This window comes from Mesorhizobium sp. P2_F5, assembly GCF_056403715.1.
In genome coordinates, this window is the sequence record NZ_JBFUEY010000026.1 from 1 (window position 1) to 22,065 (window position 22,065).

At 62.2% G+C, this 22,065-nt stretch carries 23 protein-coding genes, 1 other RNA gene and 2 pseudogenes; 11 read left to right on the forward strand and 15 right to left on the reverse strand.

Annotated features, from left to right (window positions below):
• Positions 1-239 precede the first annotated feature (239 nt).
• Positions 240-875 carry a TetR/AcrR family transcriptional regulator gene (locus AC1DYO_RS27255; RefSeq protein WP_477267516.1) on the reverse strand — a complete coding sequence of 212 codons (636 nt, stop codon included), beginning with the start codon at positions 873-875 and terminating at the stop codon, positions 240-242.
• 109 nt (positions 876-984) lie between these two features.
• On the opposite strand from AC1DYO_RS27255, the gene AC1DYO_RS27260 reads away from it, so the two are divergent.
• Complete coding sequence (locus AC1DYO_RS27260; protein ID WP_477267517.1) at positions 985-1,818, forward strand: NAD(P)H-binding protein; 834 nt, start codon at positions 985-987, stop codon at positions 1,816-1,818.
• 1 nt (position 1,819) lies between these two features.
• Positions 1,820-2,296 (forward strand): anthrone oxygenase family protein, encoded by a 477-nt coding sequence (locus AC1DYO_RS27265; RefSeq protein ID WP_477267518.1) that lies wholly within the window; start codon positions 1,820-1,822, stop codon positions 2,294-2,296.
• A gap of 158 nt (positions 2,297-2,454) precedes the next feature.
• Here AC1DYO_RS27265 and AC1DYO_RS27270 read toward each other — a convergent pair whose 3' ends face one another.
• The 8 genes from AC1DYO_RS27270 to ssrS all read right to left on the reverse strand — a co-directional run bounded on the left by AC1DYO_RS27270 (position 2,455) and on the right by ssrS (position 7,014).
• The gene (locus AC1DYO_RS27270; protein WP_477267567.1) at positions 2,455-2,745 is read right to left on the reverse strand and encodes an Rdx family protein; all 291 of its coding nucleotides are present in this window, start codon (positions 2,743-2,745) and stop codon (positions 2,455-2,457) included.
• Positions 2,746-2,777: 32 nt separating this feature from the next.
• Positions 2,778-3,527, reverse strand: coding sequence for a YebC/PmpR family DNA-binding transcriptional regulator (locus AC1DYO_RS27275; protein ID WP_023668740.1), 750 nt, complete (start codon positions 3,525-3,527; stop codon positions 2,778-2,780).
• A 157-nt stretch (positions 3,528-3,684) separates the two neighbouring features.
• A complete protein-coding gene (locus tag AC1DYO_RS27280; RefSeq protein ID WP_477267519.1) occupies positions 3,685-3,858 on the reverse strand; it encodes a hypothetical protein in 174 nt (57 codons plus the stop codon).
• 5 nt (positions 3,859-3,863) lie between these two features.
• A complete protein-coding gene (locus AC1DYO_RS27285; protein ID WP_477267520.1) occupies positions 3,864-4,625 on the reverse strand; it encodes a TerC family protein in 762 nt (253 codons plus the stop codon).
• Between the two features lie 73 nt (positions 4,626-4,698).
• Positions 4,699-5,523 carry a TIGR00282 family metallophosphoesterase gene (locus AC1DYO_RS27290; RefSeq protein ID WP_477267521.1) on the reverse strand — a complete coding sequence of 275 codons (825 nt, stop codon included), beginning with the start codon at positions 5,521-5,523 and terminating at the stop codon, positions 4,699-4,701.
• Between the two features lie 56 nt (positions 5,524-5,579).
• Positions 5,580-6,110 (reverse strand): hypothetical protein, encoded by a 531-nt coding sequence (locus AC1DYO_RS27295; protein WP_477267522.1) that lies wholly within the window; start codon positions 6,108-6,110, stop codon positions 5,580-5,582.
• Between the two features lie 68 nt (positions 6,111-6,178).
• Entirely contained in the window at positions 6,179-6,763 is a 585-nt protein-coding gene (locus AC1DYO_RS27300; protein WP_477267523.1) for a 5-formyltetrahydrofolate cyclo-ligase, read from the reverse strand.
• A gap of 95 nt (positions 6,764-6,858) precedes the next feature.
• A non-coding RNA gene (gene ssrS, locus AC1DYO_RS27305) (6S RNA) lies at positions 6,859-7,014 on the reverse strand.
• Positions 7,015-7,164: 150 nt separating this feature from the next.
• Here ssrS and AC1DYO_RS27310 point away from each other — a divergent pair.
• Positions 7,165-8,004: an AAA family ATPase gene (locus AC1DYO_RS27310; protein WP_477267524.1), complete on the forward strand. Its 840-nt coding sequence runs from the start codon at positions 7,165-7,167 to the stop codon at positions 8,002-8,004.
• A 43-nt stretch (positions 8,005-8,047) separates the two neighbouring features.
• Here AC1DYO_RS27310 and AC1DYO_RS27315 read toward each other — a convergent pair.
• Positions 8,048-9,593: pseudogene (locus tag AC1DYO_RS27315) on the reverse strand (MFS transporter).
• Positions 9,594-9,741: 148 nt separating this feature from the next.
• On the opposite strand from AC1DYO_RS27315, the gene AC1DYO_RS27320 reads away from it, so the two are divergent.
• From AC1DYO_RS27320 to msrB, 6 genes are all read left to right on the forward strand, one after another.
• Positions 9,742-10,605 (forward strand): LysR family transcriptional regulator, encoded by an 864-nt coding sequence (locus AC1DYO_RS27320; protein WP_477267525.1) that lies wholly within the window; start codon positions 9,742-9,744, stop codon positions 10,603-10,605.
• A gap of 57 nt (positions 10,606-10,662) precedes the next feature.
• Positions 10,663-11,109 carry an N-acetyltransferase family protein gene (locus tag AC1DYO_RS27325; protein WP_477267526.1) on the forward strand — a complete coding sequence of 149 codons (447 nt, stop codon included), beginning with the start codon at positions 10,663-10,665 and terminating at the stop codon, positions 11,107-11,109.
• A 60-nt stretch (positions 11,110-11,169) separates the two neighbouring features.
• Positions 11,170-11,364: a type II toxin-antitoxin system HicA family toxin gene (locus AC1DYO_RS27330; RefSeq protein WP_181057742.1), complete on the forward strand. Its 195-nt coding sequence runs from the start codon at positions 11,170-11,172 to the stop codon at positions 11,362-11,364.
• An 11-nt stretch (positions 11,365-11,375) separates the two neighbouring features.
• Positions 11,376-11,780, forward strand: a complete 405-nt coding sequence (locus AC1DYO_RS27335; RefSeq protein WP_181057740.1) for a type II toxin-antitoxin system HicB family antitoxin — start codon at positions 11,376-11,378, stop codon at positions 11,778-11,780.
• 9 nt (positions 11,781-11,789) lie between these two features.
• A complete protein-coding gene (locus AC1DYO_RS27340) occupies positions 11,790-12,980 on the forward strand; it encodes a vWA domain-containing protein (RefSeq protein ID WP_477267527.1) in 1,191 nt (396 codons plus the stop codon).
• Between the two features lie 103 nt (positions 12,981-13,083).
• Positions 13,084-13,488, forward strand: a complete 405-nt coding sequence (msrB, locus tag AC1DYO_RS27345) for a peptide-methionine (R)-S-oxide reductase MsrB (protein ID WP_477267528.1) — start codon at positions 13,084-13,086, stop codon at positions 13,486-13,488.
• A gap of 69 nt (positions 13,489-13,557) precedes the next feature.
• Here msrB and AC1DYO_RS27350 read toward each other — a convergent pair whose 3' ends face one another.
• On the reverse strand, positions 13,558-13,896 hold the full coding sequence (locus AC1DYO_RS27350; protein WP_477267529.1) for a hypothetical protein: 339 nt from the start codon (positions 13,894-13,896) through the stop codon (positions 13,558-13,560).
• A 210-nt stretch (positions 13,897-14,106) separates the two neighbouring features.
• Here AC1DYO_RS27350 and AC1DYO_RS27355 point away from each other — a divergent pair, with 210 nt between their 5' ends.
• Positions 14,107-14,616, forward strand: a complete 510-nt coding sequence (locus AC1DYO_RS27355) for an arsenate reductase ArsC (RefSeq protein ID WP_477267530.1) — start codon at positions 14,107-14,109, stop codon at positions 14,614-14,616.
• On the opposite strand, the gene AC1DYO_RS27360 is transcribed toward AC1DYO_RS27355, so the two are convergent.
• Together AC1DYO_RS27360 and AC1DYO_RS27365 are read right to left on the reverse strand one after the other, a co-directional pair.
• Entirely contained in the window at positions 14,613-15,068 is a 456-nt protein-coding gene (locus tag AC1DYO_RS27360; protein ID WP_477267531.1) for a hypothetical protein, read from the reverse strand. The genes AC1DYO_RS27355 and AC1DYO_RS27360 overlap by 4 nt on opposite strands.
• Positions 15,069-15,161: 93 nt before the next feature.
• The gene (locus AC1DYO_RS27365) at positions 15,162-15,422 is read right to left on the reverse strand and encodes a DUF2312 domain-containing protein (RefSeq protein ID WP_477267532.1); all 261 of its coding nucleotides are present in this window, start codon (positions 15,420-15,422) and stop codon (positions 15,162-15,164) included.
• A 284-nt stretch (positions 15,423-15,706) separates the two neighbouring features.
• On the opposite strand from AC1DYO_RS27365, the pseudogene AC1DYO_RS27370 reads away from it, so the two are divergent.
• A pseudogene (locus AC1DYO_RS27370) lies at positions 15,707-16,748 on the forward strand (IS110 family RNA-guided transposase).
• 339 nt (positions 16,749-17,087) lie between these two features.
• Here AC1DYO_RS27370 and pyc read toward each other — a convergent pair.
• Entirely contained in the window at positions 17,088-20,546 is a 3,459-nt protein-coding gene (gene pyc, locus AC1DYO_RS27375) for a pyruvate carboxylase (protein ID WP_477267533.1), read from the reverse strand.
• A gap of 301 nt (positions 20,547-20,847) precedes the next feature.
• Positions 20,848-21,969, reverse strand: coding sequence for a branched-chain amino acid ABC transporter substrate-binding protein (locus AC1DYO_RS27380; protein WP_477267534.1), 1,122 nt, complete (start codon positions 21,967-21,969; stop codon positions 20,848-20,850).
• Between the last annotated feature and the right edge of the window lie 96 nt (positions 21,970-22,065).

Below are 22,065 nucleotides of genomic sequence, written 5' to 3' on the forward strand. Positions count from 1 at the left end.
ATGTCGCGCGGATCGCGTACTTCTCGCAGGATCGACAAAACCAACGGCACTGCGGCCTCCTCTGCTTCGAGAAAGCCTCTCCAGAATCCTTCTTTTGCTGCTTGGCAATAGCCAATCAACTTATCTGCGATTCCCCTGCCCTTGTGGGGAGGTCGGACCGAAGGTCCGGGTGGGGGTCCGGCGCCGCCCCCACCCCGCTGCTTCGCAGCGACCCTCCCCACAAGGGGGAGGGTGAGAGCCTACCTTTCCAACAACTCCCTCAACGCCATGCGCTTGTAGGCGGCCACCAGCCTGTCGCCTTCCTGCCGGTCGACCGAGATCGCCAGCCGCACCGCGGCTTCGCCCATCTGCCAGACCAGAAACGCCGTCGTCTCCAGCGTCGCCGGATCGGCACCGGGCTGCAGCCGCCTGAGCACTGCGGTCAGGAATTCCGCGTTCGCCCGGCTGTCGGCGAGTTCGAGCTGGCGCAGCGCCTTGTCGGCTTGGGTGCCCGACCATATGTCGCGCATCACCGGCTCGGCCAGGAACAGCCGGTAGTAAATATCGACCAGCTCTGAGAACGCCTGCCGCAGACCCTCGGCGTCGACGACATCCTTGAGCGCCGAGGAGATGCAGGCCTGGCTTTCGGCGGTGTAGCGCTCGGCCAGCGCCCAGACGATCGCCCGCTTGTCGGGAAAGAACTGGTAGAGCGAACCGATCGACACCTCTGCCCGTTCCGCCACCTCGCCCATGCGCATGGCGTCGCTGCCTTGTTCGGCAATCAGCGCCGAGGCGGCGGCCAGCATACGCTCGACCCGCTCGCGGCTGCGTTGCTGGCTGGGCGCCCGGCGCGGTGATCCGACCTGCCCATCCTGCTCAACGGTCCTGCCTTCCATGGTCCCTCCAAGAATTTTCAACGAACGCGCTTGACTTGCAGAATACGAGGGTTTATCACGTTTTGCAAATGTGAGGATTGCTCATGTTTGTAAAAGAGAGGAAAGCGAAATGACTGACACAGCTTCAAAACCAATCCTGATCCTCGGCGGCACCGGCAAGACCGGCCGTCGCCTGGCCGAGCGACTGACCGCAAAGGGCGTTCCCGTGCGCATCGGCTCGCGCTCGGGCAGCCCACGCTTCGACTGGGAAGTTCCGGCGACCTGGGGGCCGGCCATGCAAGGCGTCAGCGCCATCTACATCAGCTACTATCCCGACATCGCCGTGCCGGGAGCCGCCGAGACCGTCGGTGCCTTCGCCAGGCTTGCAGTGGCCAATGGCGTCACCCGGCTGGTGCTGCTCTCCGGCCGCGGCGAGACCGAGGCCCAGCGCGCCGAAGAGATGGTCAAAGCCTCGGGCGCCGACTGGACGATCCTGCGCTGCGCCTGGTTTTCGCAGAACTTCAGCGAAGGCTTTCTCGTCGAGTCCTTGCTCGGGGGCGAAGTGGCCTTGCCAGTCGGTAATGTCGGTGAGCCCTTTATCGATGCCGACGACATTGCCGACGCGGCCTTCGTCGCGCTGACCGGGCCAGGCCATGTCGGCCAGCTCTATGAACTGACCGGGCCGCGGCTCCTGAGCTTCGCCGGCGCGGTGGCCGAGATCGCCAAGGCGGCCGGCCGCGACATCCGCTATGTCAAGGTCTCGCATGACGAATTCACCGCCGCGATGGCCGCATATGAACTGCCGCCCGAAATCACCTGGTTGCTCAACGAGCTGTTCACCGAAGTGCTTGACGGCCGCAACGAGGCGCTAACCGATGGCGTCCAGCGCGTGCTTGGCCGTGCGCCGAAAGACTTTTCCGCCTACGCAAATGAAACCGCCGCAACCGGCATCTGGAGTAACTGAGATGATCAGGCTTCTTCCCACTCTCACCATCATTGCCGCAATCGGCTCGGGCGTCGTCGGCGGCGTGTTCTTCGCCTTTTCCAACTTCGTCATGGCGGCGCTTGCCCGGCTGCCCGTCCCTCAAGGCATCGCGGCGATGAATTCGATCAACATCACGGTGATCACCCCGACCTTCATGACGGCGCTGTTCGGCACCGGCCTGCTCTGCCTGGTGCTTATCGCCGCCGTCATCATGGGCTGGAGCCAGTCGGGCTCCTACTGGTTGCTTGCCGGCGCGGTGATCTACCTGATCGGCAACCCGATCGTGACGATGGTCTTCAATGTGCCGCTCAACGACGCGCTCGCGGCCGTCGACCCCGCCAGCGCCAATGGCGCCACCGTGTGGGCGAACCATCTGAACCAATGGGTGATGTGGAACCACGTCCGCACCATCACCGCCATCGTGTCGATGGCCTGCTTCATCTTCGCATTGCTCTGAAAGTCGTTAAGCAACGTAAGCTGTGTTGAGATTCAGGTCAGGCCGCGTCGAAAATGGTGGATACCGAGAACCGGAGCGGAGCGTACTCAAGTACGTGAGCACCGGAAGCGCAGGTATCCGCCATTTGCAGGCCGGCCTCACCTGAATATCGACGCAGATTAGGCCTTGCGGTCGGAATGGCCTAGATCGCGGTCCGGATCGATGACATCGCGCACCAGCTGCTTGAGCTTGGCGGCGTCGGGAAAGCCGCCGTCGCGCTTGCGGTCCCAGATAGACTGATCGTTGCAGGAGATGGTGAAGATGCCGCCGGTGCCGGGTACCAGCGTCACTTCGCCGAGATCCGTGCCGAAGGTGGAGAGCAGCTCCTGCGCCATCCAGCCGGCCCGCAGCAGCCATTGGCACTGCGTGCAATAGGTGATGCGGATGGTGGGCAGCACCTTTTCACTCATATCGGATTGAGACTCGCTCATATCCTGATCGATCACGCCGCGCTGAGCTTGGCCATGGTCTCGTCATCGACTTCGAAATTGGCATAGACGCTCTGCACGTCGTCATCGTCCTCGAGCGTCGCGACCAGCTTCATCAGCGACTGTGCTCGCTCCTCGTCGACGGGAACATTGTTCTGCGGCTGCCAGATCGGCTTCACCGATTCGGCCTCGCCGAGCGAGGCTTCCAGCGCCTTCGACACTTCGCCCATGCTCTCGAAGGCACAGTAGATGGTGTGGCCTTCCTCGTCCGATTCCACGTCATCGGCGCCGGCCTCGATCGCCGCGTCCATCACCTTGTCGGCGCTGCCGGCAGAGGCCGGATAGTAGATCTCGCCGGCGCGGTTCCACATGAACGACACCGAGCCGGTTTCGCCGAGCGCCCCGCCGGCCTTGGTGAAGGCGGCGCGCACGTTCGAAGCCGAACGGTTGCGGTTGTCGGTCAGCGCCTCGACGATCAGCGCCACGCCGCCCGGCCCATAGCCTTCATAGCGCACCGCTTCGTAATTCTCGGCATCGCCCATCGACGCCTTGTTGATGGCGCGCTGGATGTTGTCCTTGGGCATCGACACCGCCTTGGCGTTCTGGATCGCCAGGCGCAGGCGCGGGTTCATCGACGGATCGGGCGTCCCGCTCTTGGCGGCGACGGTGATTTCGCGCGCCAGCTTGGAAAACATTTTCGACCGCACCGCGTCCTGGCGGCCCTTGCGGTGCATGATGTTCTTGAACTGTGAATGGCCAGCCATGGCACCCCTGTCGTCTTCGGCTAGAGCATCGCGAAGCGAGGCGACGATGCCCAGCCTTCCCGCAAATGCTCGAATTTAAATCTCAGAACGTCTTTCGTATGCCTGCGAAGGCATACGGCGCTCTTTCTCGGAATGGCCGGCTTATAGATAAATCGGCTCAATTCGTCCAGACACAGCGTTCGCCGCTCGACCTGTTAGCGCCACGATAGGCCCAAATCCAATTCTCGACCGGAGCTTCCGGAATGTCCGACGTATCGATCTCGCTGTCAGGCAAATCAGCCAGCTTGGCCAACTGATCGCGCTGATCTCGATCGAGGTTCTTGGGTGCCATGGCTCTCAGTGCCCGCCGCCGGATTTCCTGCGCCGCCTTGCCAGCATGTTGAGCCCCTCGACCAGCGCCGAGAAACCCATGGCGGCGTAGATGTAGCCCTTGGGCACATGGTAGCCCATGCCGTCGGCGATCAGCGTCATGCCGATCATCAGCAGGAAGCCCAGCGCCAGCATGACGATGCTCGGGTTCTTGGCGATGAAATTGGCTAGTGGCCCGGCCGCCAGCATCATCACGCTCACCGCCACGATGACAGCGATGTACATGATGGCGATCTCGTCGGTCATGCCGACGGCGGTGATGATCGAATCGATGGAAAAGACGAGGTCGAGCAGCAGTATCTGGAAGATGGCGCCGGCAAGCGAGATCTGCAGCGTCTCGCCCAGCATCGTGTCCTTATGGTCTTCGGGATCGACCGTGTGATGGATTTCCTTGGTCGCCTTCCACACCAGGAACAGGCCCCCGGCGATCAGGATCAGGTCGCGCCAGGAAAAACCATGGCTGAAAGCGGTGAAGACCGGCGTCGTCAGCTGGACGATGATGGAAATGGTGGCGAGCAGCACCAGCCGCATGATCAGCGCCGCCGAGATGCCGAGACGGCGGGCGCGGGCGCGCTGCGCTTCCGGCAATTTGTTGGTCAGGATCGAGATGAAGATCAGATTGTCGATGCCGAGCACGACCTCGAGCACAATCAGCGTCAGCAACGCGACCCAGGCGGTGGGGTCGGAAACGAATTGAAAATGCGGCGCAAAGAATTCGATCAGCTGCATGGAGGTCGTCCCCTCTTTAACGATCTAGAGCAGTTTCGTCGCCAGTTAGGTACTGTACTCGACTATATCAATGTCACGACCAGAAGGATGGCGCGGTTTCTTCGAGCCGCGGCCCGCGACGAAACGGCGCGATCTTCTCGGTCAGGCCGGTGCGGTCGGAAATATCGACGCCGATGCCACACAATGTCGCCGGTCCGGTCGCCGCCTCGAACCGGCCTTTCGGCACTTTCGACAGGAACCGGTTGAGCGGCTCTTCCTTGTCCATGCCGAGCGAGGAATCATAATCGCCGCACATGCCGGCGTCGGACATGTAGCCGGTGCCGCCATTGAGAATCTGGTGGTCGGCGGTCGGCTGGTGCGTATGGGTGCCGATGACGACGCTGGCGCGGCCGTCGACGAAATGCGCGAAGCACATTTTCTCCGAGGTCGCCTCGGCGTGGAAATCGATGACCACCGCATCGGCCTGCTCGCCCAGCGGACAGGCGGCAAGCTCGCGCTCACCGGCCTGGAACGGGTCGTCGAGCTCGGGATGCATGAACACCCGACCCATAATGTTGGCGACCAGCACGCGCGCTCCGTTTTTGGCGATATAGACGCCGGAACCGCGCCCCGGCGTGCCCTTGGGGAAATTGGACGGGCGCAGGAAGCGCTCCTCGCGCGGAGCAAAGATCAGCGCGTCGCGCTGATCCCAGACATGATTGCCGGTGGTGACGACATCGGCGCCGGCGGCGATGGTGTCGCGGAAAATGTCTTCGGTGATGCCAAAGCCGCCGGCGGCGTTCTCACCGTTGACGATGACGAAATCGAGTTTGAAATCGGAGATCAGGCCAGGCAGTTGTTCCCACACTGCCGTACGTCCCGATTTGCCCACCATGTCGCCGAGGAAGAGAAGTCTCATGCCCACTTCTATCCAGAGGTGCGGACGCTAGGCAAGCGCTACCCGGGCGATTGGCGCTAACGCCGGCCGAAAGTATCACGCTGCTGCTGAGGCGGCTTGGCGTCCGAGCCCGCAACGCGAACAGCCGATGGCATCATCGGCGGCGCGCTGCGTCCGCGCAGCCAAAAGAACCAGACGTAGAACACGGTAAAGCCGCCGGTAACGGCAAGGAGCAACAACCCGCCGCGCCAGCCTTTCATTGCGGCAGTATCGAGGGTCGATGGATCGCCTGGGTCGTAGTAAAGTTCCACCTTGTCGCCTTTGGACGCCGTGTAGAGACCGATGATCTTCCCCTTGCCGGACCAGGTCATCGGCGCATTGTTCGCCATGTAGGTGACGGCAACATTGATGCCTTCGGTGGTCAGGCCATTCCTCTGCGTTTCGCTGTAAGGACTGACATCCGTCACGGTGGCAACCGTCCGATGCCAGGCGAACTGGTGATGCAAGGTTGTTCCGACGATGTGCAAGCCCATCGCGAACAGCGTCACCGCGATGAGGACGAACGGCATCAGCAGGAAGCGTGCAAAGACAAACATGATGGCCGCCATCGGCTCGGATTGTATTGCAGGAATACTATCCGGCATGTCTTGGAAACACGTTAAACGGATCGCGATTTTTAAGCGATATCGAAGCGGCGCAACCCGCTCTCCGTGAGTATTTCCGGGATGATCACGTCATGGTTCTCGTCCGGCACTTGCGCCACCTCCTGGCAATCGAAGGCGATGCCGATCAGCCGTGGCGGCTGGCCCTTATCGATCAGCCTGGCGATGGCGCGGTCGTAATAGCCGGCGCCGTAGCCGATGCGATGGCCGCGAGCGTCGAAGGCGGCTAACGGCACCAGCATTACCGCGGGATCGAGCACCTCGGCTTCCTCATGGGGACCGACCGTGCCAAAACCCATCTCGACCATCGGCGCGCCGCGCACCAGTTCGCGAAAGACGATTGTGCTCTTGTCGAGGATGGCCGGCAGGCAAAGCCTGGCTCCCTTCTCGCGCAAGGCAAACATCAGCGGCCTGACGTCGACTTCCGATCGCATCGGCCAGAAAGCTGAAACGATCTGGCCAGGCTCGATAGCGAGGTGATCGCGCGCCGTCTCGGCCATCTCAAGTGCGATCTCCACCCGCCACATCGGATCGAGCGCATCACGGCGGCCGAGGGCTTCGCGGCGCAGTTGTTTTTTCAGGTCTTTTGAGGGTGCCATGCGCCAAACGATAGAAAAGGTCGGTTTCTGTTGGAGCTTTAAGAGCGACGTTTTCTACCGCATCATCCACCAAACACGTGGATACAGGCAACAAGTGACGATCCACACAACCGGTGGAGAGAGCGATCCCGGGAACCTACAAAGTAGGTGGGCGCCGTATGAGAAAACCCACGGGTCTTCCCAGGGACAGCTCCCTAAGGATCGTTAAGGCCCCGGGGAAAATGTTCTCCTGCCGGGAAGCGCAGATCGCCAAGCCCAATATAGGCTGCTGGTCGGTTAAGCGCCAGTGACACGAGCCGATGTTTCCATTTCGGATGTCACACCCTTTCGTCGCAGCCGGCTCGCCCTTGCACAGGCCGGGCGGCGTCCTTACGGTCGCGATGACCAACCGAGGAGCAAGAATGCGTTTTGAAGGCACGGCGGCCTATGTCGCCGACAAGGATCTGATGGTGGCGGTCAACGCGGCGATCGCGCTGGAGCGGCCCTTGCTGGTCAAGGGCGAGCCCGGGACCGGCAAGACCGAGCTTGCTCGCCAGCTGGCTTCGGCACTCGGCCTCGACCTGATCGAATGGCACGTCAAGTCGACGACGCGGGCGCAGCAGGGGCTCTATGAATATGACGCGGTCTCGCGGCTGCGCGACAGCCAGCTTGGCGACGAGCGCTTCAATGACATCAGGAACTACATCAAGCGCGGTAAGCTTTGGGAGGCCTTCGCGGCCGGAAAGAAGGTCGTGCTGTTGATCGATGAGATCGACAAGGCCGACATTGAGTTTCCCAACGATCTGTTGCAGGAACTCGATCGGATGGAGTTCTTCGTCTACGAGACCGGCGAGACGATCCGCGCCGCTGTGCGCCCCATTGTCATCATCACCTCCAACAATGAGAAGGAATTGCCCGACGCCTTCCTGCGCCGCTGCTTCTTCCACTATATCCGTTTTCCCGATGTCGAGACGCTGCACAAAATCGTCGACGTCCACTATCCCGGCATCAAGCAGAATCTGGTGCGGGCAGCCCTGACCCAGTTCTACGAAATCCGCGACGTGCCGGGGCTGAAGAAGAAGCCGTCGACCTCCGAAGCGCTAGACTGGATTCGCCTGCTGGTCGCCGACGACATAGCACCCGAGGATCTGCGCGCCGACCCCAAGAACGCGCTGCCCAAGCTCCATGGCGCACTCCTAAAGAACGAGCAGGACGTGCACCTGTTCGAACGCCTGGCCTTCTTGGCCAGGCGGCAGGGATGAGGACGGCGGGCTGAGCTGACAGCCATGAGCCGGCTTCCGCCGCTTACTCAGCGGGAGCAAACCCTCGCTCCTGCGGCGCGACGCGCTTTGGTCCGAAGATGACGAAGCCGATGACCGACAGGGCAAGAACGCCGATTCCGCAATAGAGCATGACCCAGCTGAAACCATTGACCAGAGCTGCGTGCACGATGGCGCCGGAGGGATCGAGGGTTGCGAGCTTCGGCGTCCCCTGCGCGAGGTTGTGGAGATTTCCGGTGGCGATCCTTTCCGCCAGCGCCTGCAACTCGTTCGGCTCCAAGGCCGCACCGAGTGTGGTCCGCAAGTAAGAAACGATACCCTGCGTCAGCAGCAGGCCGAGCACCGCGATGTTGATGGCGAGCGTGATCAGGCGTGCGCTGATATCGATGCCGGACGCCATGCCCGCGCGATCCGGCGACACCGCGCCGGTCGTGGTGTTGGTGGTCGGCGAATTGGTGAGGCCGATGCCGATGCCGGCGATCAGCGTGCCGGGCAGCATGGTCAGCCAGGTCGCCCCTTCGAGCCCGGAGCCGATCCACATGGCGATGAAGCCGATCCCCAATGTCAAAAGGCCGAGCGGGATGGCGATCCGCGCCTGATAGCGCGCGCGAATGCGCTCGGCGATCGGCGGCATCACCATGAAGGGCAGCGTGTAGACGAGCAGCAAAAGGCCGGTCGTCGTGCTGTCATAGCCGAGCACGCCCGAATAATAGATCGGCAGATAGATGATGAACGGCCAGTAGCTGAAATTCATGCCGATCGCGCCCATGATCGCGCCCGAAAACTGGCGGATGCGAAACACCGAAAAATCGAACATCGGATAGGGATTGACCCACTCGGCGACAAGGAAAGCGATGAAGGCCGCCACCGCCGCCGCAATCACGCCGATGCGGGCACTGGCTCCGAGATCCGCGCCTTGGGTGATCAGATAGGAGAAGCCGAAGACAGCGGCTGACAGCGTCAGCATGCCGGCCCAGTCGAGCCTCTGGGCGTTGTGATCGCGCGATTGCGTAACACCGGCGCCGATGAAGGCGAGCGCCAGGATCGCCAGCGGCACGTGGATGAGGAAGACCCACTGCCAGTTCGACAGCGCCACGATCAGACCGCCGATGGCGGGACCGAACCCAAGCCCGATGCCCGCGACGACGCTCCAGGCGACAAAAGCCTTGCCGCGCGCCTTTCCGTTCCTGGAACTGGTGCGACAGCACCGCCACGCTGCAGGTCAGCATCGCGCCGCCGGCAAGGCCTTGCAGGAAGCGGGCAGCGATCAGCAGCGGCGCGCTGGGGGCGAGGCCGCACAGCAGCGAAGCGAGGCCGAAGGCGACGGTGGTGATCACCATCACGCTCTTGCGGCCGAAGCGGTCGGCCAATGTCCCCGTGGCCATCAGCACCGTCGTGCAAGCAATGGTGTAGGCATTCATGATCCACTGCAGATCCCTGAAATCGGCGGCGAGCACGCTTTCGAGTTTCGGCAGGATCACCGGCACGCTGGAGATCTCGAGCCCGAACAGCAGCGACGCCAGGCAGACGCCTGTAAGCGCAATGGTGTTTCGTTGAATGGGCAACGGCATATCGATCTCTCTCCATCGGAACATGGGGCGGTGAAGCTCTTCAAACCGCGATCAAGCTGAAATAGAGGAGACTTGATCATGAAAAAAGGCTATGGTTGGCTATATCAGAAATGACAAATTGGCATGCTTCCCAATGGAAGGCTCGTAAATGACCAGCCTTGATGTCGATGCCGTTCGCACCTTCGTGATGGTGGCCGACCTGCAGAGCTTCACCCGTGCCGCCGCAGCGCTCGGCAGCACCCAGGCGACGATCAGCGTCAAGCTGCGCCGGCTCGAGGAAAAGCTCGGAGCGCGGCTGATCGAACGGACCCCGCGCCGCGTCAGCCTGTCGGCTAAGGGCGCTGTTTTCCTGCCCTCCGCGCGCGATTTCCTGGCCGCGCATGAGCGCGCCATGGCCGAGTTTGCCGAAGCGCCTTGTCGGCTCGCGCTCGGCTTTGTCGACCATGTCGCCGGCCCCGAGCTCTCCGTCCTGATCGCCCAGCTCCACGCGCACGATCCATCGCTAACGCTCAGTTTGAGAATCGACACCAGCACCATTCTGAAGGAAGCATTCGATCGCGGCGAACTCGATGCGATCATCGTCCACCGCGAAGGCGACAGCCGTCCGGGCCGGACCTTGTCGCGCAACCATTATGGCTGGTTCGCGACCCCGTCCTTCGAATGGCAGCGCGGTACGCCGTTACGCCTGGCGCTTCTAAGCACAATATGCAGCTGCCCGGATCGTGTGCGAGCAGTCGAGACGCTGGACAAGGCAGGCATCGCCTGGGAGGAAGCCTTCGTCGGCGGCGGCGGTGCGGCCGTCAACATTGCGGTGTCGGCGGGCTTTGCCGTTTCGGCGCTGGCCCACCGCGTCGTTCCTCCCGGCCTGGTCGAGATTGGCCGCAAGCTTGGCCTGCCGCCGCTTGACCCATCCGAAGTGGTCCTGCATTCGCACACACTGGCGCCACGAGCGCGCGAGGCGCTGCATGTGCTGGCGACCGCATTTCGCGAGTACAATTCGCCGGTGATTTAGGCGAAGCTGTACTGGATCTGATTCCGCCGGAACGGATCAAGCTTTGGAGGAACCGAAATGACCGAGATCACCGTCCGCCTTTTGGCACAGTCCGACCACGCCGACTGGCGGCGGCTGTGGACCGCCTACCTCACCTTCTACGAAACCAAGCTGCCGGACGAGGTCTACGAGATCACCTGGAAGCGGCTGTTCACGGAAGGTGAATTCGAGCCGAAGGGATTTATCGCCACCCTCGACGGCAAGGCGGTCGGCCTGACCCACTATCTCTATCACCGCTCCGGCTGGTCGGAGAAAAACAACTGCTACCTGCAGGACCTGTTCGCCGACCCTGAGGTGCGCGGCAAGGGCATCGGTGCGGCGCTGATCGAAGCGGTCAAGCAGGAAGCCGGCAAGATCGGCGTCAAGAACGTCTACTGGATGACCCACGAAACCAACATCACCGCCCGCAAGCTCTACGACCATGTCGCCCGGCGGACGGGCTTCATCGAGTACGATCTGCTGTAGATAGACACCCAGTTGAAATAACAGCTATTGCGCAATATATTGCGCATACGTGGGTGAGCGATGCCGCTGATCGAGACCAATACGCGCAAGATCATCGCGAGGCTTTTGCGCGAGGGTTGGGTAGGTGTCGGCGGCGGCAAGCACGACAAATATGAGCATCCGGACAAGCCTGAGGTGATGCTCATCGTACCTCGGCACCGTGAGCAATCTCCTGGCGTTGCCCGGTCGATCGCTCGGCTGGCAGGATGGATTTGAGGACCAAGCACATGGCGCACTATATCGGAATTCTCGATGGCGCGGACGATGTCTGGGGTGTCCGAGTCCCTGACCTTCCGGGGTGCCATGGCGGCGGCGCAAGCCCTGAAGAGGCCATCGCCGATGTGACGTCGGCCGTGCGTGAATGGGTCGAAGCGCACTTGGCGAAACACTTGCCCTTGCCGGGACCGAATACCGTTGCTGAGCTGCTCGGACAGGGTGAAATCGACAGCACAGCGGGAGAGTCCGCCGTGATGATCCCGGTATTGATTGATTCCGGCCGGCCGGTGCGGGCTAATCTGTCGCTCGACGCGGGTCTTTTGGCTGCGATCGACGAGGAAGCCGGTCGGCGCGGCCTCACGCGTTCCGCCTTCATCGCTAGTGCGGCACGAGAGAAGATCGAAGGACATAGATAACGGCCAACCATGTTCCTTCCCTTCTTCCTCGAACTGAAGGCCGCGCGGGTTCCCGTTTCGCTCAGGGAATATCTGTCGTTGCTGGAAGGGCTGGAGGCCGGGCTGGTCGACTATGACGTCGAGGGTTTTTATTACCTCGCCCGCGCCGCTTTGGTGAAGGACGAGCGCCATATCGACCGCTTCGATCAGGTGTTTGCGCATGTCTTCAAAGGTGTCGAGGCGCTCACCGGACCGGACGCCATTGACGTCGCCAACATTCCGGAAGAATGGCTGCGCCGTCTCGCTGAAAAGCACCTGACCGAGGAGGAGAAAAAGCTGGTCGAGGCTCTCGGCGGTTTCGACAAACTGATGGAGACGCTGAAGCAGCGGCTGGAGGAACAGAAGGGCCGGCACCAGGGCGGTTCGAAATGGATCGGTACTGGCGGCACATCGCCTTTCGGCGCCTATGGCTACAATCCCGAAGGCGTGCGCATCGGCCAGCATGAAAGCCGCAACCGCCGCGCGGTAAAGGTCTGGGACAAGCGCGAGTTCAGGAATTTCGACGATGCGGTCGAGCTCGGCACCCGCAACATCAAAGTGGCGCTGAAGCGCCTGCGCCGCTGGGTGCGCGAGGGCGCGGAGGAAGAGTTCGACCTGCCCGGCACCATCCACGCCACCGCCGAGCATGGCTATCTCGACGTGCAGACGCGCCCCGAACGGCGCAACGCCGTGAAGCTGTTGATGTTCTTCGATGTCGGCGGCTCGATGGATGACCACATCAAAAGTGTCGAGGAACTGTTTTCGGCCGCCCGCGCCGAATTCCGCCAGCTCGAATATTTTTACTTCCACAACTGCCTCTACGAGGGCGTCTGGAAGGACAATCGCCGCAGGCATTCCGAGACGATCCCGACTTTCGACCTGCTTCACAAATACGGCCCAGACTACAAGGTGATCGTCGTCGGCGACGCCTCGATGAGCCCTTACGAGATTGCGCATCCCGGCGGTTCGGTCGAACATTGGAACCCGGAAGCCGGCAGCGTCTGGCTCGGCCGTTTGCTGCAGCAATGGCCGAATGCGGTGTGGCTGAACCCGGAAAACCCCAAGAATTGGGGCTTCACCCATTCGATCGCCATGATCCGCGACCTCTTCGGCGGCCGCATGTTCCCGCTGACGCTGGCAGGGCTCGAAGCCGCGACGAAGCAGCTTTCACGCAAGCATTGAGGCTCAGGCACGTCGCGGCGCTGGCCGAACCTGTAACAAACCCCTATCTTGGAGCGAAGACAGATTGCAACCAACAACAAGCCGCCAAGGCTGAGGAGATTGAATGGACACCCACACCTACCCCGTTACCCGCACCGACGCCGAATGGCGTGCCCGCCTGACGCCGGAGCAATATGCGATCATGCGCGGCCACGGCACCGAACGTCCCGGAAGCTGCGCCCTGCTCTACGAGAAGCGCGCCGGCACCTTTTCCTGCGTCGGCTGCGACCAGCCGCTGTTCGAATCCAAGCTGAAGTTCGAGAGCGGCACCGGCTGGCCGAGCTTCAACGACCCGGTGCCAGGTTCGGTCGAAAACACTGTCGACCGCAGCTACGGCATGGTCCGCACCGAATGCCACTGCGCCCGCTGCGGCAGCCATCTCGGCCATGTCTTCGACGACGGCCCGCCTCCGACCGGCCTGCGCTATTGCATCAACGGCGTGGCGCTGAAATTCGAGCCGGCGGCTTAAACCGCAACCCGGTCATCATCTCCTGCAAAGGGCGGCTCCGGCCGCCCTTTTTCGTGCCCAGCCGGCGTCTCAGACAACGACCACCAGGATCAACCATAGCGCGGAACCGAGCATCATCAGCGAGGCCTTGCCGCCGCCGGCCTTTTCCGCAATGCGCCAGACAGCCAGGGTCAGGAAGATGTTGTAGGGCACCGGCGCGAAATGCACGGCCAGCACCACTGCCAACGGCAGCTTCAGCCCGAGCAGGATGAGTGCAACCACCGACGATACGACGTTGATCGCGGTGCCGACAACGACCATGTCGCGCCAGAACAACCGGTCGAGCGGCACCGCGCCATGCCAGCGCGAGCGGAAGAAGCCGGCGGCTCCGCCCGTCTTGCCGTCTTCACTGCCCGCTGGTCCCTGCATCAAACTATCCCATCCGGAACCCGCAACGATCCCGAGAGCGGCAGGTCTGTCAACGCCGCATAATGATCAGGCGCGTTGAAGCATATGTCTTGCCGATCGCCAAACAATCGCGAAATCTTTTCGAGCCCGCCCCTTGCCCGCATCCGCAGCAAAGCTAACTTGCACAACGTGCCGTTCCTTCATCCCGGTCGCCTGCAGGGGAGGTTTTTGATGAGCGACAAAAGCTACAACGTGCTGTTCTTATGCAACGCCAATTCGGCGCGCTCGATCATGGGCGAAGCCATCCTCAATCGGATCGGCGCCGAGAAATTCAAGGCCTTCTCCGCCGGCTCCCAGCCGAAGGGCACCGTCAATCCCTACGCGCTGCAGCTGCTCGAAAGCCTCAACTACGACACCGGCTTCGCCCGCTCGAAAGGCTGGGACGAATTTGCAGAGCCTGACGCGCCGGAAATGGATTTCGTCTTCACGGTCTGCGACAGCACCGCCAATGAATCCTGCCCGGTCTGGCCCGGTCATCCTATGACCGCGCTGTGGGCGATACCGGATCCGGCCAAGGCGCAAGGCACCGACGCCGAGATGCATCTGGCCTTCGCCGATGCCTATCGCATGCTCAACAACCGCATCTCGCTGTTCACCAACCTGCCGATGGACGCGCTCGATCACATGGCGCTGCAGCAGCATCTGGACGAGATCGGCCGCGACGCGCCGAAACCGAACTAGCGCCAGGCGGTCTCAGCCTGTCCCAGCACCTCGGTGACGGCGCGCTCGAAACGCGAGCATTCCGTCACCAGCCAGTCGGCCATGGCCGGCCAGTTGTCCTCGGCATAGCAGTTCACCCGCCACATCGAATTGATGCCGAGGCCCTCGCAACTCTGTTCGGGCCTGAGCTTCAGCCTGTCTTCGACTGCCGGCTGGAACGGCTTCAGCCGCGACCAGGCTTCAGTGGCGCCGAACTTCTCGTTGCGGCCGAAGAAGACGCCGACATGGTTTTGCGCCGGCGCGACATACATGGACAGGACCAGGGCGAAATCGGGCAGCCCGCGCTGCCAGAACCACGGCCCGCGCCGCGCCATGGATGCGCGTTCCTCCGGATGCCGTTCGGCGAACAGCGCCCAGAAGCTGCGTTGGCGAAATTCAGAGGCGCGGCGGGCGCCAAAGTCGAATTCGCTCATGGTTCGATGCCCGCTCCAGCATCATGCCCGGCCGAGACTGTTTCGAAATCCGCTCCGGCGATATCAGCCAGGTAGAATTTCCATACAGTTCTCTTACACCATGCCGAGGGCCGCCATATACAGATCGAGGATGGCGTCTTCTTCCTGCCGCTCGGCCTGATCCTTCTTGCGCAGCCGGATGATCGACCGCATCGCCTTGGTGTCGAAGCCGGTGCCCTTGGCCTCGGCGAACACTTCCTTGATGTCGTCGGCGATGGTCTTTTTTTCTTCCTCGAGCCTCTCGATGCGCTCGATGAAGGCGCGCAACTGGCCGGCGGCAACAGTCTGGCTGGTCTCGGTGATGTCGTCGGCCATGTTTTTTCTCCGCTTCTTTTTAAGCACCGCGATTCTGGCGCGGCAAAATTGGAGCGGGTTCGATGCCCGAGCAGGCGCGGCGGGTCAAGCCATTATCGATGCGGCATGAAGAGTTGCGCACGCCTTAAGGCGTGTTGAGATTCAGGTCAGGCCGTGCCGAAAATGGTGTTTTCGAGAACCGGAGCGGAGCGTACTTAAAGCACGTGTTGGGGTGGACGGCCCCCGACGGCATCGTGATGTGCCAGAATGAGGTCGTTGCAGATCTCAAACAAGGGAGACCGTCCGTGGATAAACTTATTCGCATTGGCATGGATACGTCAAAGAGCGTTTTCCAGTTGCATGGCGTGAACGAAGCTGAGCAGCCGGTGCTGCGCAAGAAGCTACGGCGCAATCAGGTGCTTGCCTTCTTTGCCGGGCTTTCGCCGCTGAAGATTGGCATGGAAGCCTGTGGCGCGGCGCACTACTGGGCGCGGGAATTGCGCGCGCTGGGTCATGATGTGATGCTGCTACCGGCGCAGTACGTGAAGCCCTATGTGAAGCGCTCCAAGTCGGATGCCGCCGATGCCGAGGCGATCTGCGAGGCAATGAGCCGGCCAAATATGCGTTTCGTTGTCGTCAAGAGCGCCGACCAGCAGGCGGCGCAGATGCTGGCGAAACTGCGCGCGCAGTTCATCGGCCGGCGCACGCAGCTGGCCAATTCGATGCGGGGTTTTGCGGCGGAGTTCGGCCTTGTTGCGCCCAAGGGACTTTCCCGCCTCGGCGATCTGCTGGCCGACATTCGCACCGACAAGGCGATCCCGGACGCAGCCAGGGAGATGTTCGAGACCCTGGCGCGCGACTATGCGCATATCAGCGCTGAGGTTGCCACGCTCGATGAAAAGCTGCTCTCGCTTCATCGGTACAGCGAAATGAGCCAACGGTTGGCCGCCATACCAGCGATTGGTCCTGTCGGAGCGACGCTGCTGGCCATCAAGGTTACGGATGCGTACGGCTTTAGGTCCGGGACGGGACTTTGCCGCCTGGCTCGGACTGACGCCGAAGAACCATTCTACGGCAGGCAGAAACAGGCTTGGGGTGATTACCCGTGCTGGCGACGAGATGCTGCGAAGCGTGCTGGTGGCGGGCGCTACCGCTCTCATCCAGCACATGCGGCGTGGCAGCAAAAGGTTCTGGCCATGGCTGGCAGCCCTGATAGCACGCAAAGCCCCCAAGCTTGCGGCGGTGGCGCTCGCCAACAAGCTGGCCCGCATCGCCTGGAAGCTGATGGTCAGCGGAGAACAGTACCGCCCCCTCGACGCCACCTATCCGGCGCCTGTGCAGCCGTAGAGCATTAAGAGTTCGGCGCCGAGCCCACACTCGACGCTGAAGGCCGGAACTTGCAAGCAAGAGGAGAAGATGGTGTGACCGGTCGAACCGGGACCAGCGAGGCATTCCGAGGTGCTCACCGGCAGCCAATGCCGTGTACGTGTTTGGAACTCGCTATCCGCGGAGCCCATCTTGGCCAGCGCTCACAAACTGCGCGCAAAAGGCCGGACATATGAGCGCAAGCGATCCGATCAAACTATCTCCGCCAAACCTTGCAAGCAGGGGGCCGTCCACATATGAGCACCGGAAGCGCAGGAAGCCGCCATTTGCCGGCCGGCCTCACCTGAATATCAGTACGCCTTAGCCAAAGGCGATCAGCAGATCCTTCGCGTCAATCTGGTCGCCCGCTTTGACGAGCACTTCGACGATCGTGCCGTCGCGCTCGGCATGCAGCGCCGTCTCCATCTTCATGGCTTCGATCGACAACAGCACGTCGCCGGCTTTGACCGCCTGGCCGGCGGCAACCGCAAGCGCCGAGACCACGCCCGGCATCGGCGCGCCGACATGCGCCTCATTGCCGGGCTCGGCCTTGCGCCTCGCCTTGGCGGCGGACGCGCCATGCGCGCGGTCGGGAACCTTCACCCTTCGCGGCTGGCCGTTGAGCTCGAAGAACACCGTGACCATGCCCTTCTCGTCGACATCGCCGATCGCAAGGCACCGTACCACCAGGGTCTTGCCTTTTTCGATGTCGACGAAAATCTCGTCTTCCGACTTCATGCCGTAGAAATAGGTCGGCGTCGGCAGCACGCTGACCGGGCCATAGGTCTCTTGCGCCGCGGCGAAGTCGGAAAACACCTTTGGATACATCAGCCACGAGGCGAATTCGTACTCGCTAAGCTTGCGCTCCAGCTTCTGCTCGATCTCCTTGCGGTTGGCCTTGAGATCGGCGGGCTTCAACAGCGAGCCCGGCCGCACCGTGATCGGCTTGTCGCCTTTCAGCACCTTCTTCTGCAAGGCTTCCGGCCAACCGCCCGGCGACTGACCGAGATCGCCGCGCAGCATCGACACCACCGAGTCCGGGAAGGCGATGTCTTTGTTGGGGTTCTCGACGTCGGCGACAGTCAGGTCCTGGCTGACCATCATCAGCGCCATGTCGCCGACGACCTTGGACGACGGCGTCACCTTGACGATGTCGCCGAACATCAGGTTGACGTCGTGATAGGTCTGCGCCACCTCGTGCCAGCGCGTTTCCAGCCCGAGCGAGCGCGCCTGCTCCTTGAGGTTGGTGAACTGGCCGCCCGGCATCTCGTGCAGATAGACCTCCGACGCTGGCCCTTTCAGGTCGCTTTCGAAAGCGGCGTACTGGTTGCGCACCGCCTCCCAATAGAACGAGATGTGGCGGATCCATTGCGGGTCGAGGCCGGGATCGCGCTCGGTTCCCTTCAGCGCCTCGACGATCGAGCCCAGGCACGGCTGCGAGGTGTTGCCGGAGAGAGAGTCCATCGCCGCGTCGATGGCGTCGACGCCGCTTTCCACCGCCGCCAGCACCGTCGCCGCCGACAGGCCCGACGTGTCGTGGGTGTGGAAATGGATCGGCAGGTCGGTTGCCTCGCGCAACGCCTTGAACAGCACGCGTGCGGCGGCCGGCTTCAGCAGGCCGGCCATGTCCTTGACGGCGATGATGTGGGCGCCGGCGGCCTGCAATTCCTTCGCCAGTCCGACATAGTATTTGAGGTCGTATTTGGCCCTCGCTGGATCGAGGATATCGCCGGTGTAGCAGATCGCCGCTTCGACCAGCTTGCCCTCGGCGCCCACCGCGTCCATGGCGACGCGCATGTTATCGACCCAGTTCAGGCAATCGAAAACGCGGAACAGATCGACGCCACCGGCCGCTGCCTGTTTGACGAAATGCTGCACGACATTGTCGGGGTAGTTGGTGTAGCCGACGCCATTGGCGCCGCGCAGAAGCATCTGCAGCAGAAGGTTGGGGGCTGCCTCGCGCACCAGCGACAGCCTCTCCCACGGATCCTCGGTGAGAAAGCGCATGGCGACGTCGAAGGTGGCGCCGCCCCAGCATTCAAGCGACAGGAGCTGCGGCAAGGCCCGAGCGTATGTACCGGCGATATTGGCAATGTCATGCGTGCGCATGCGGGTGGCAAGCAGCGACTGATGGCCGTCGCGCATCGTCGTGTCGGTGACCAGCACCTCTTTCTGCTCGCGCATCCAGGCAGCGAATTTCTGCGGGCCGAGCACGTCCAGTTTCTGCTTGCTGCCGCCCGGCACATTGCCGTTGAGATAAGGCACGACAGGTGCTGCCGCATCGGCCTTCGGCATGGGCCGGCCGCGGGTTTCCGGATGACCGTTGACCGACACGTCGGCCAGGTAGTTGAGCAGCTTGGTGGCGCGGTCCTGGCGCTTGACCTGCTGGAACAGCTCCGGCGTCGTGTCGATGAACTTGGTCGTATAGGAATTGTCGGCGAAGCTCGGGTGGTTGATGATCGCTTCGAGGAAGGTGAGGTTGGTGGCAACGCCGCGGATGCGGAACTCGCGCAGCGCCCGGTTCATGCGGGCGATCGTCTCGGCCGGTGTCGGCGCCCAGGCCGTCACCTTCTCCAGCAGCGGATCGTAGAAGCGGGTGATGACCGCGCCCGAATAGGCGGTGCCGCCGTCGAGCCGGATGCCGAAGCCGGTGGCGCCGCGATAGGCGGTGATGCGGCCGTAATCCGGAATGAAATTGTGCTCGGGATCTTCGGTGGTGATGCGGCACTGCAGCGCGTGGCCGTTCAGCCTGATGTCCTTCTGCGCCGGTACGCCCGATTCCGGCGTGCCGATGGCAAAGCCGTCCAAGATGTGGATCTGCGCCTTGACGATGTCGATGCCGGTCACCTGCTCGGTGACGGTGTGCTCGACCTGGATGCGCGGATTGACCTCGATGAAGTAGAATTTGCCGGTGTCGGCGTCCTGCAGGAATTCCACCGTGCCGGCGCCGATATAGCTGGTCTCGCGAGCGATCCTCAGCGCGTAGCCGCAAAGCTCCTCGCGCTGCGACATTTCAAGGTATGGCGCCGGCGCCCGTTCGACGACCTTCTGGTTGCGGCGCTGGATCGAGCAGTCGCGCTCGAACAGATGCACTGCGTTGCCATGCGTGTCGCCAAGCACCTGGACCTCGACATGGCGCGCGCGCTCGATCAGCTTTTCGAGATAGACCTCGTCCTTGCCGAAGGCGGCTTTCGCCTCGCGCTTGCCTTCCGTGACTTCACGGGCAAGATCGGCCTCGGCGCGGATGGCGCGCATGCCGCGCCCACCACCGCCCCACGAGGCCTTCAGCATCACCGGATAGCCGATCTCCTTGGCCAGTTTCTTGACCGTCTCCATATCGTCCGGCAACGGGTCTGTGGCGGGGATCACCGGCACGCCGACCTCAATGGCGAGATTGCGCGCGGCAACCTTGTTGCCGAGCCGGCGCATCGTGTCCGGCTTCGGGCCAATAAACGTGATGCCGGCCTCAGCGCAGGCATCTGCGAATTCGGGGCTCTCCGACAAAAGGCCGTAGCCCGGGTGGATGGCGTCGGCGCCTGAAAGCCTGGCGACGCGGATCACTTCCTCGATCGACAGATAGCTTTCGATCGGCCCCATGTCCTTGGCCAGATGCTGCCCGCGCCCGACCTGGTAGCTTTCATCGGCCTTGAACCGATGCAGCGAATATTTGTCCTCCTCGGCCCAGATCGCCACGGTTTTGAGCCCGAGCTCGTTGGCCGCGCGAAAGACGCGGATGGCAATTTCGGACCGGTTGGCGACGAGGATCTTCGTGATGGCCAAGGAAGAAGGCTCCGGACAGGGAGGGATGGGGGCTCAGCAATGATTAACGCGAAAATGCTGCAGTGCAACCAAAATCGGGAGGCGATTAAACCGATTTAAATGGATTCTAGCACTGCAAAGCGAAAGACTGCGTGCGAATGGCGTCGCGAAGTGACGCGAATTGTCATCCAGCACTCAATCCGGCTCCGGCTAAAGGTTCTTTTGTAGCCAATGCCACCACCCCTGCTCGGACCTAGGCGTCTGGTCAAAGAAAAATGCCCGGCGCAAGCGCCGGGCATTTCGTAGGAATTGCGTTATCCGATCAGCCCTTCGGCAGCCAGGTGATCTTGCCGTCGGGACCCTTCTTCCACTCGTACATGATGTAGCCCGGGAGCTTCGGATCGCCCTTCTCGTCATAGGCGAGGTCGCCCAGAACGGTCTTGAACGGACCCTTCTCATGCAGGGCCTTGGCCACTTCCACCGGGTCGTTCGTCTTGGCCACGGCAGCGGCTTCGGCGATGACCTGCATAGCGGCATAGGCGTAGAGCGTGTAGGCTTCCGGCTCAAAGCCCTGGGCGCGGAATTTCTCGACCAGTGCCTTGTTCTCGGGGATCAGGCGCGGATCCGGACCGAAGGTGTTGAGCGTACCGATAACCGCGTCGCCGGCGATCGCAGCCAGCTCGTCGGTGACGATGCCGTCGCCCGACATCAGGGTAGCCTTGAGGCCCTGGTCAGCCGACTGGCGGATGATCAGGCCGGCTTCGGTGTGGAGGCCGCCCCAATAGATCAGGGTGACGCCGGCGTCCTTCATCTTGGCGATCAGCGCCGAGAAGTCCTTGTCGCCGACATTGACGCCTTCGTACATGACTTCCGTCAGGCCGGCTGCGTTCATCGCCTTCTTGGTTTCATCGGCAAGGCCCTGACCGTAGGGGGTCTTGTCGTGGATGACGGCAACCTTGGCGTCCTTGAAGTTGGCCGCAATATAGGCGCCGGCAATGCCGCCCTGCTGGTCGTCGCGTCCGCAGGTGCGGAACACGTTCCACAGGCCGCGCTCGGTGAATTTCGGGTTGGTCGCCGCCGGGGTCACTTCGACGATATTGTTGTCGACATAGACTTCCTGCGACACCGGAATCGAGACGCCCGAGTTGAAGTGGCCGACCACGAACTTGACGCCATCGCCGACGAACTTGTTGGCGACCGAGATGCCTTGCTTCGGATCGGAGACGTCGTCGCCGACTTCGAGCTTGATCTGCTCGCCATTCATGCCGCCTGCTGCGTTGATGTCGGCAACGGCCGCTTCCGCACCCTTCTGCAGCTGCGCACCGAAGGCCGCATTCGGACCGGTGATCGGACCGGCGACGCCGACGAGGACATCAGCCCATGCGTTACCGCCGAACGCGACAAGCGCGGTCAGGGCAACGGCGGACAAAAGTGATTTCTTCATTGAAACGCTCCCATTTACGAGGTGGGCGTGGATGATACTTTCATGCGATGCCCACCCTTATCGCAGAAAGCGTACTTTGCCGATTTTCAGGCCCTT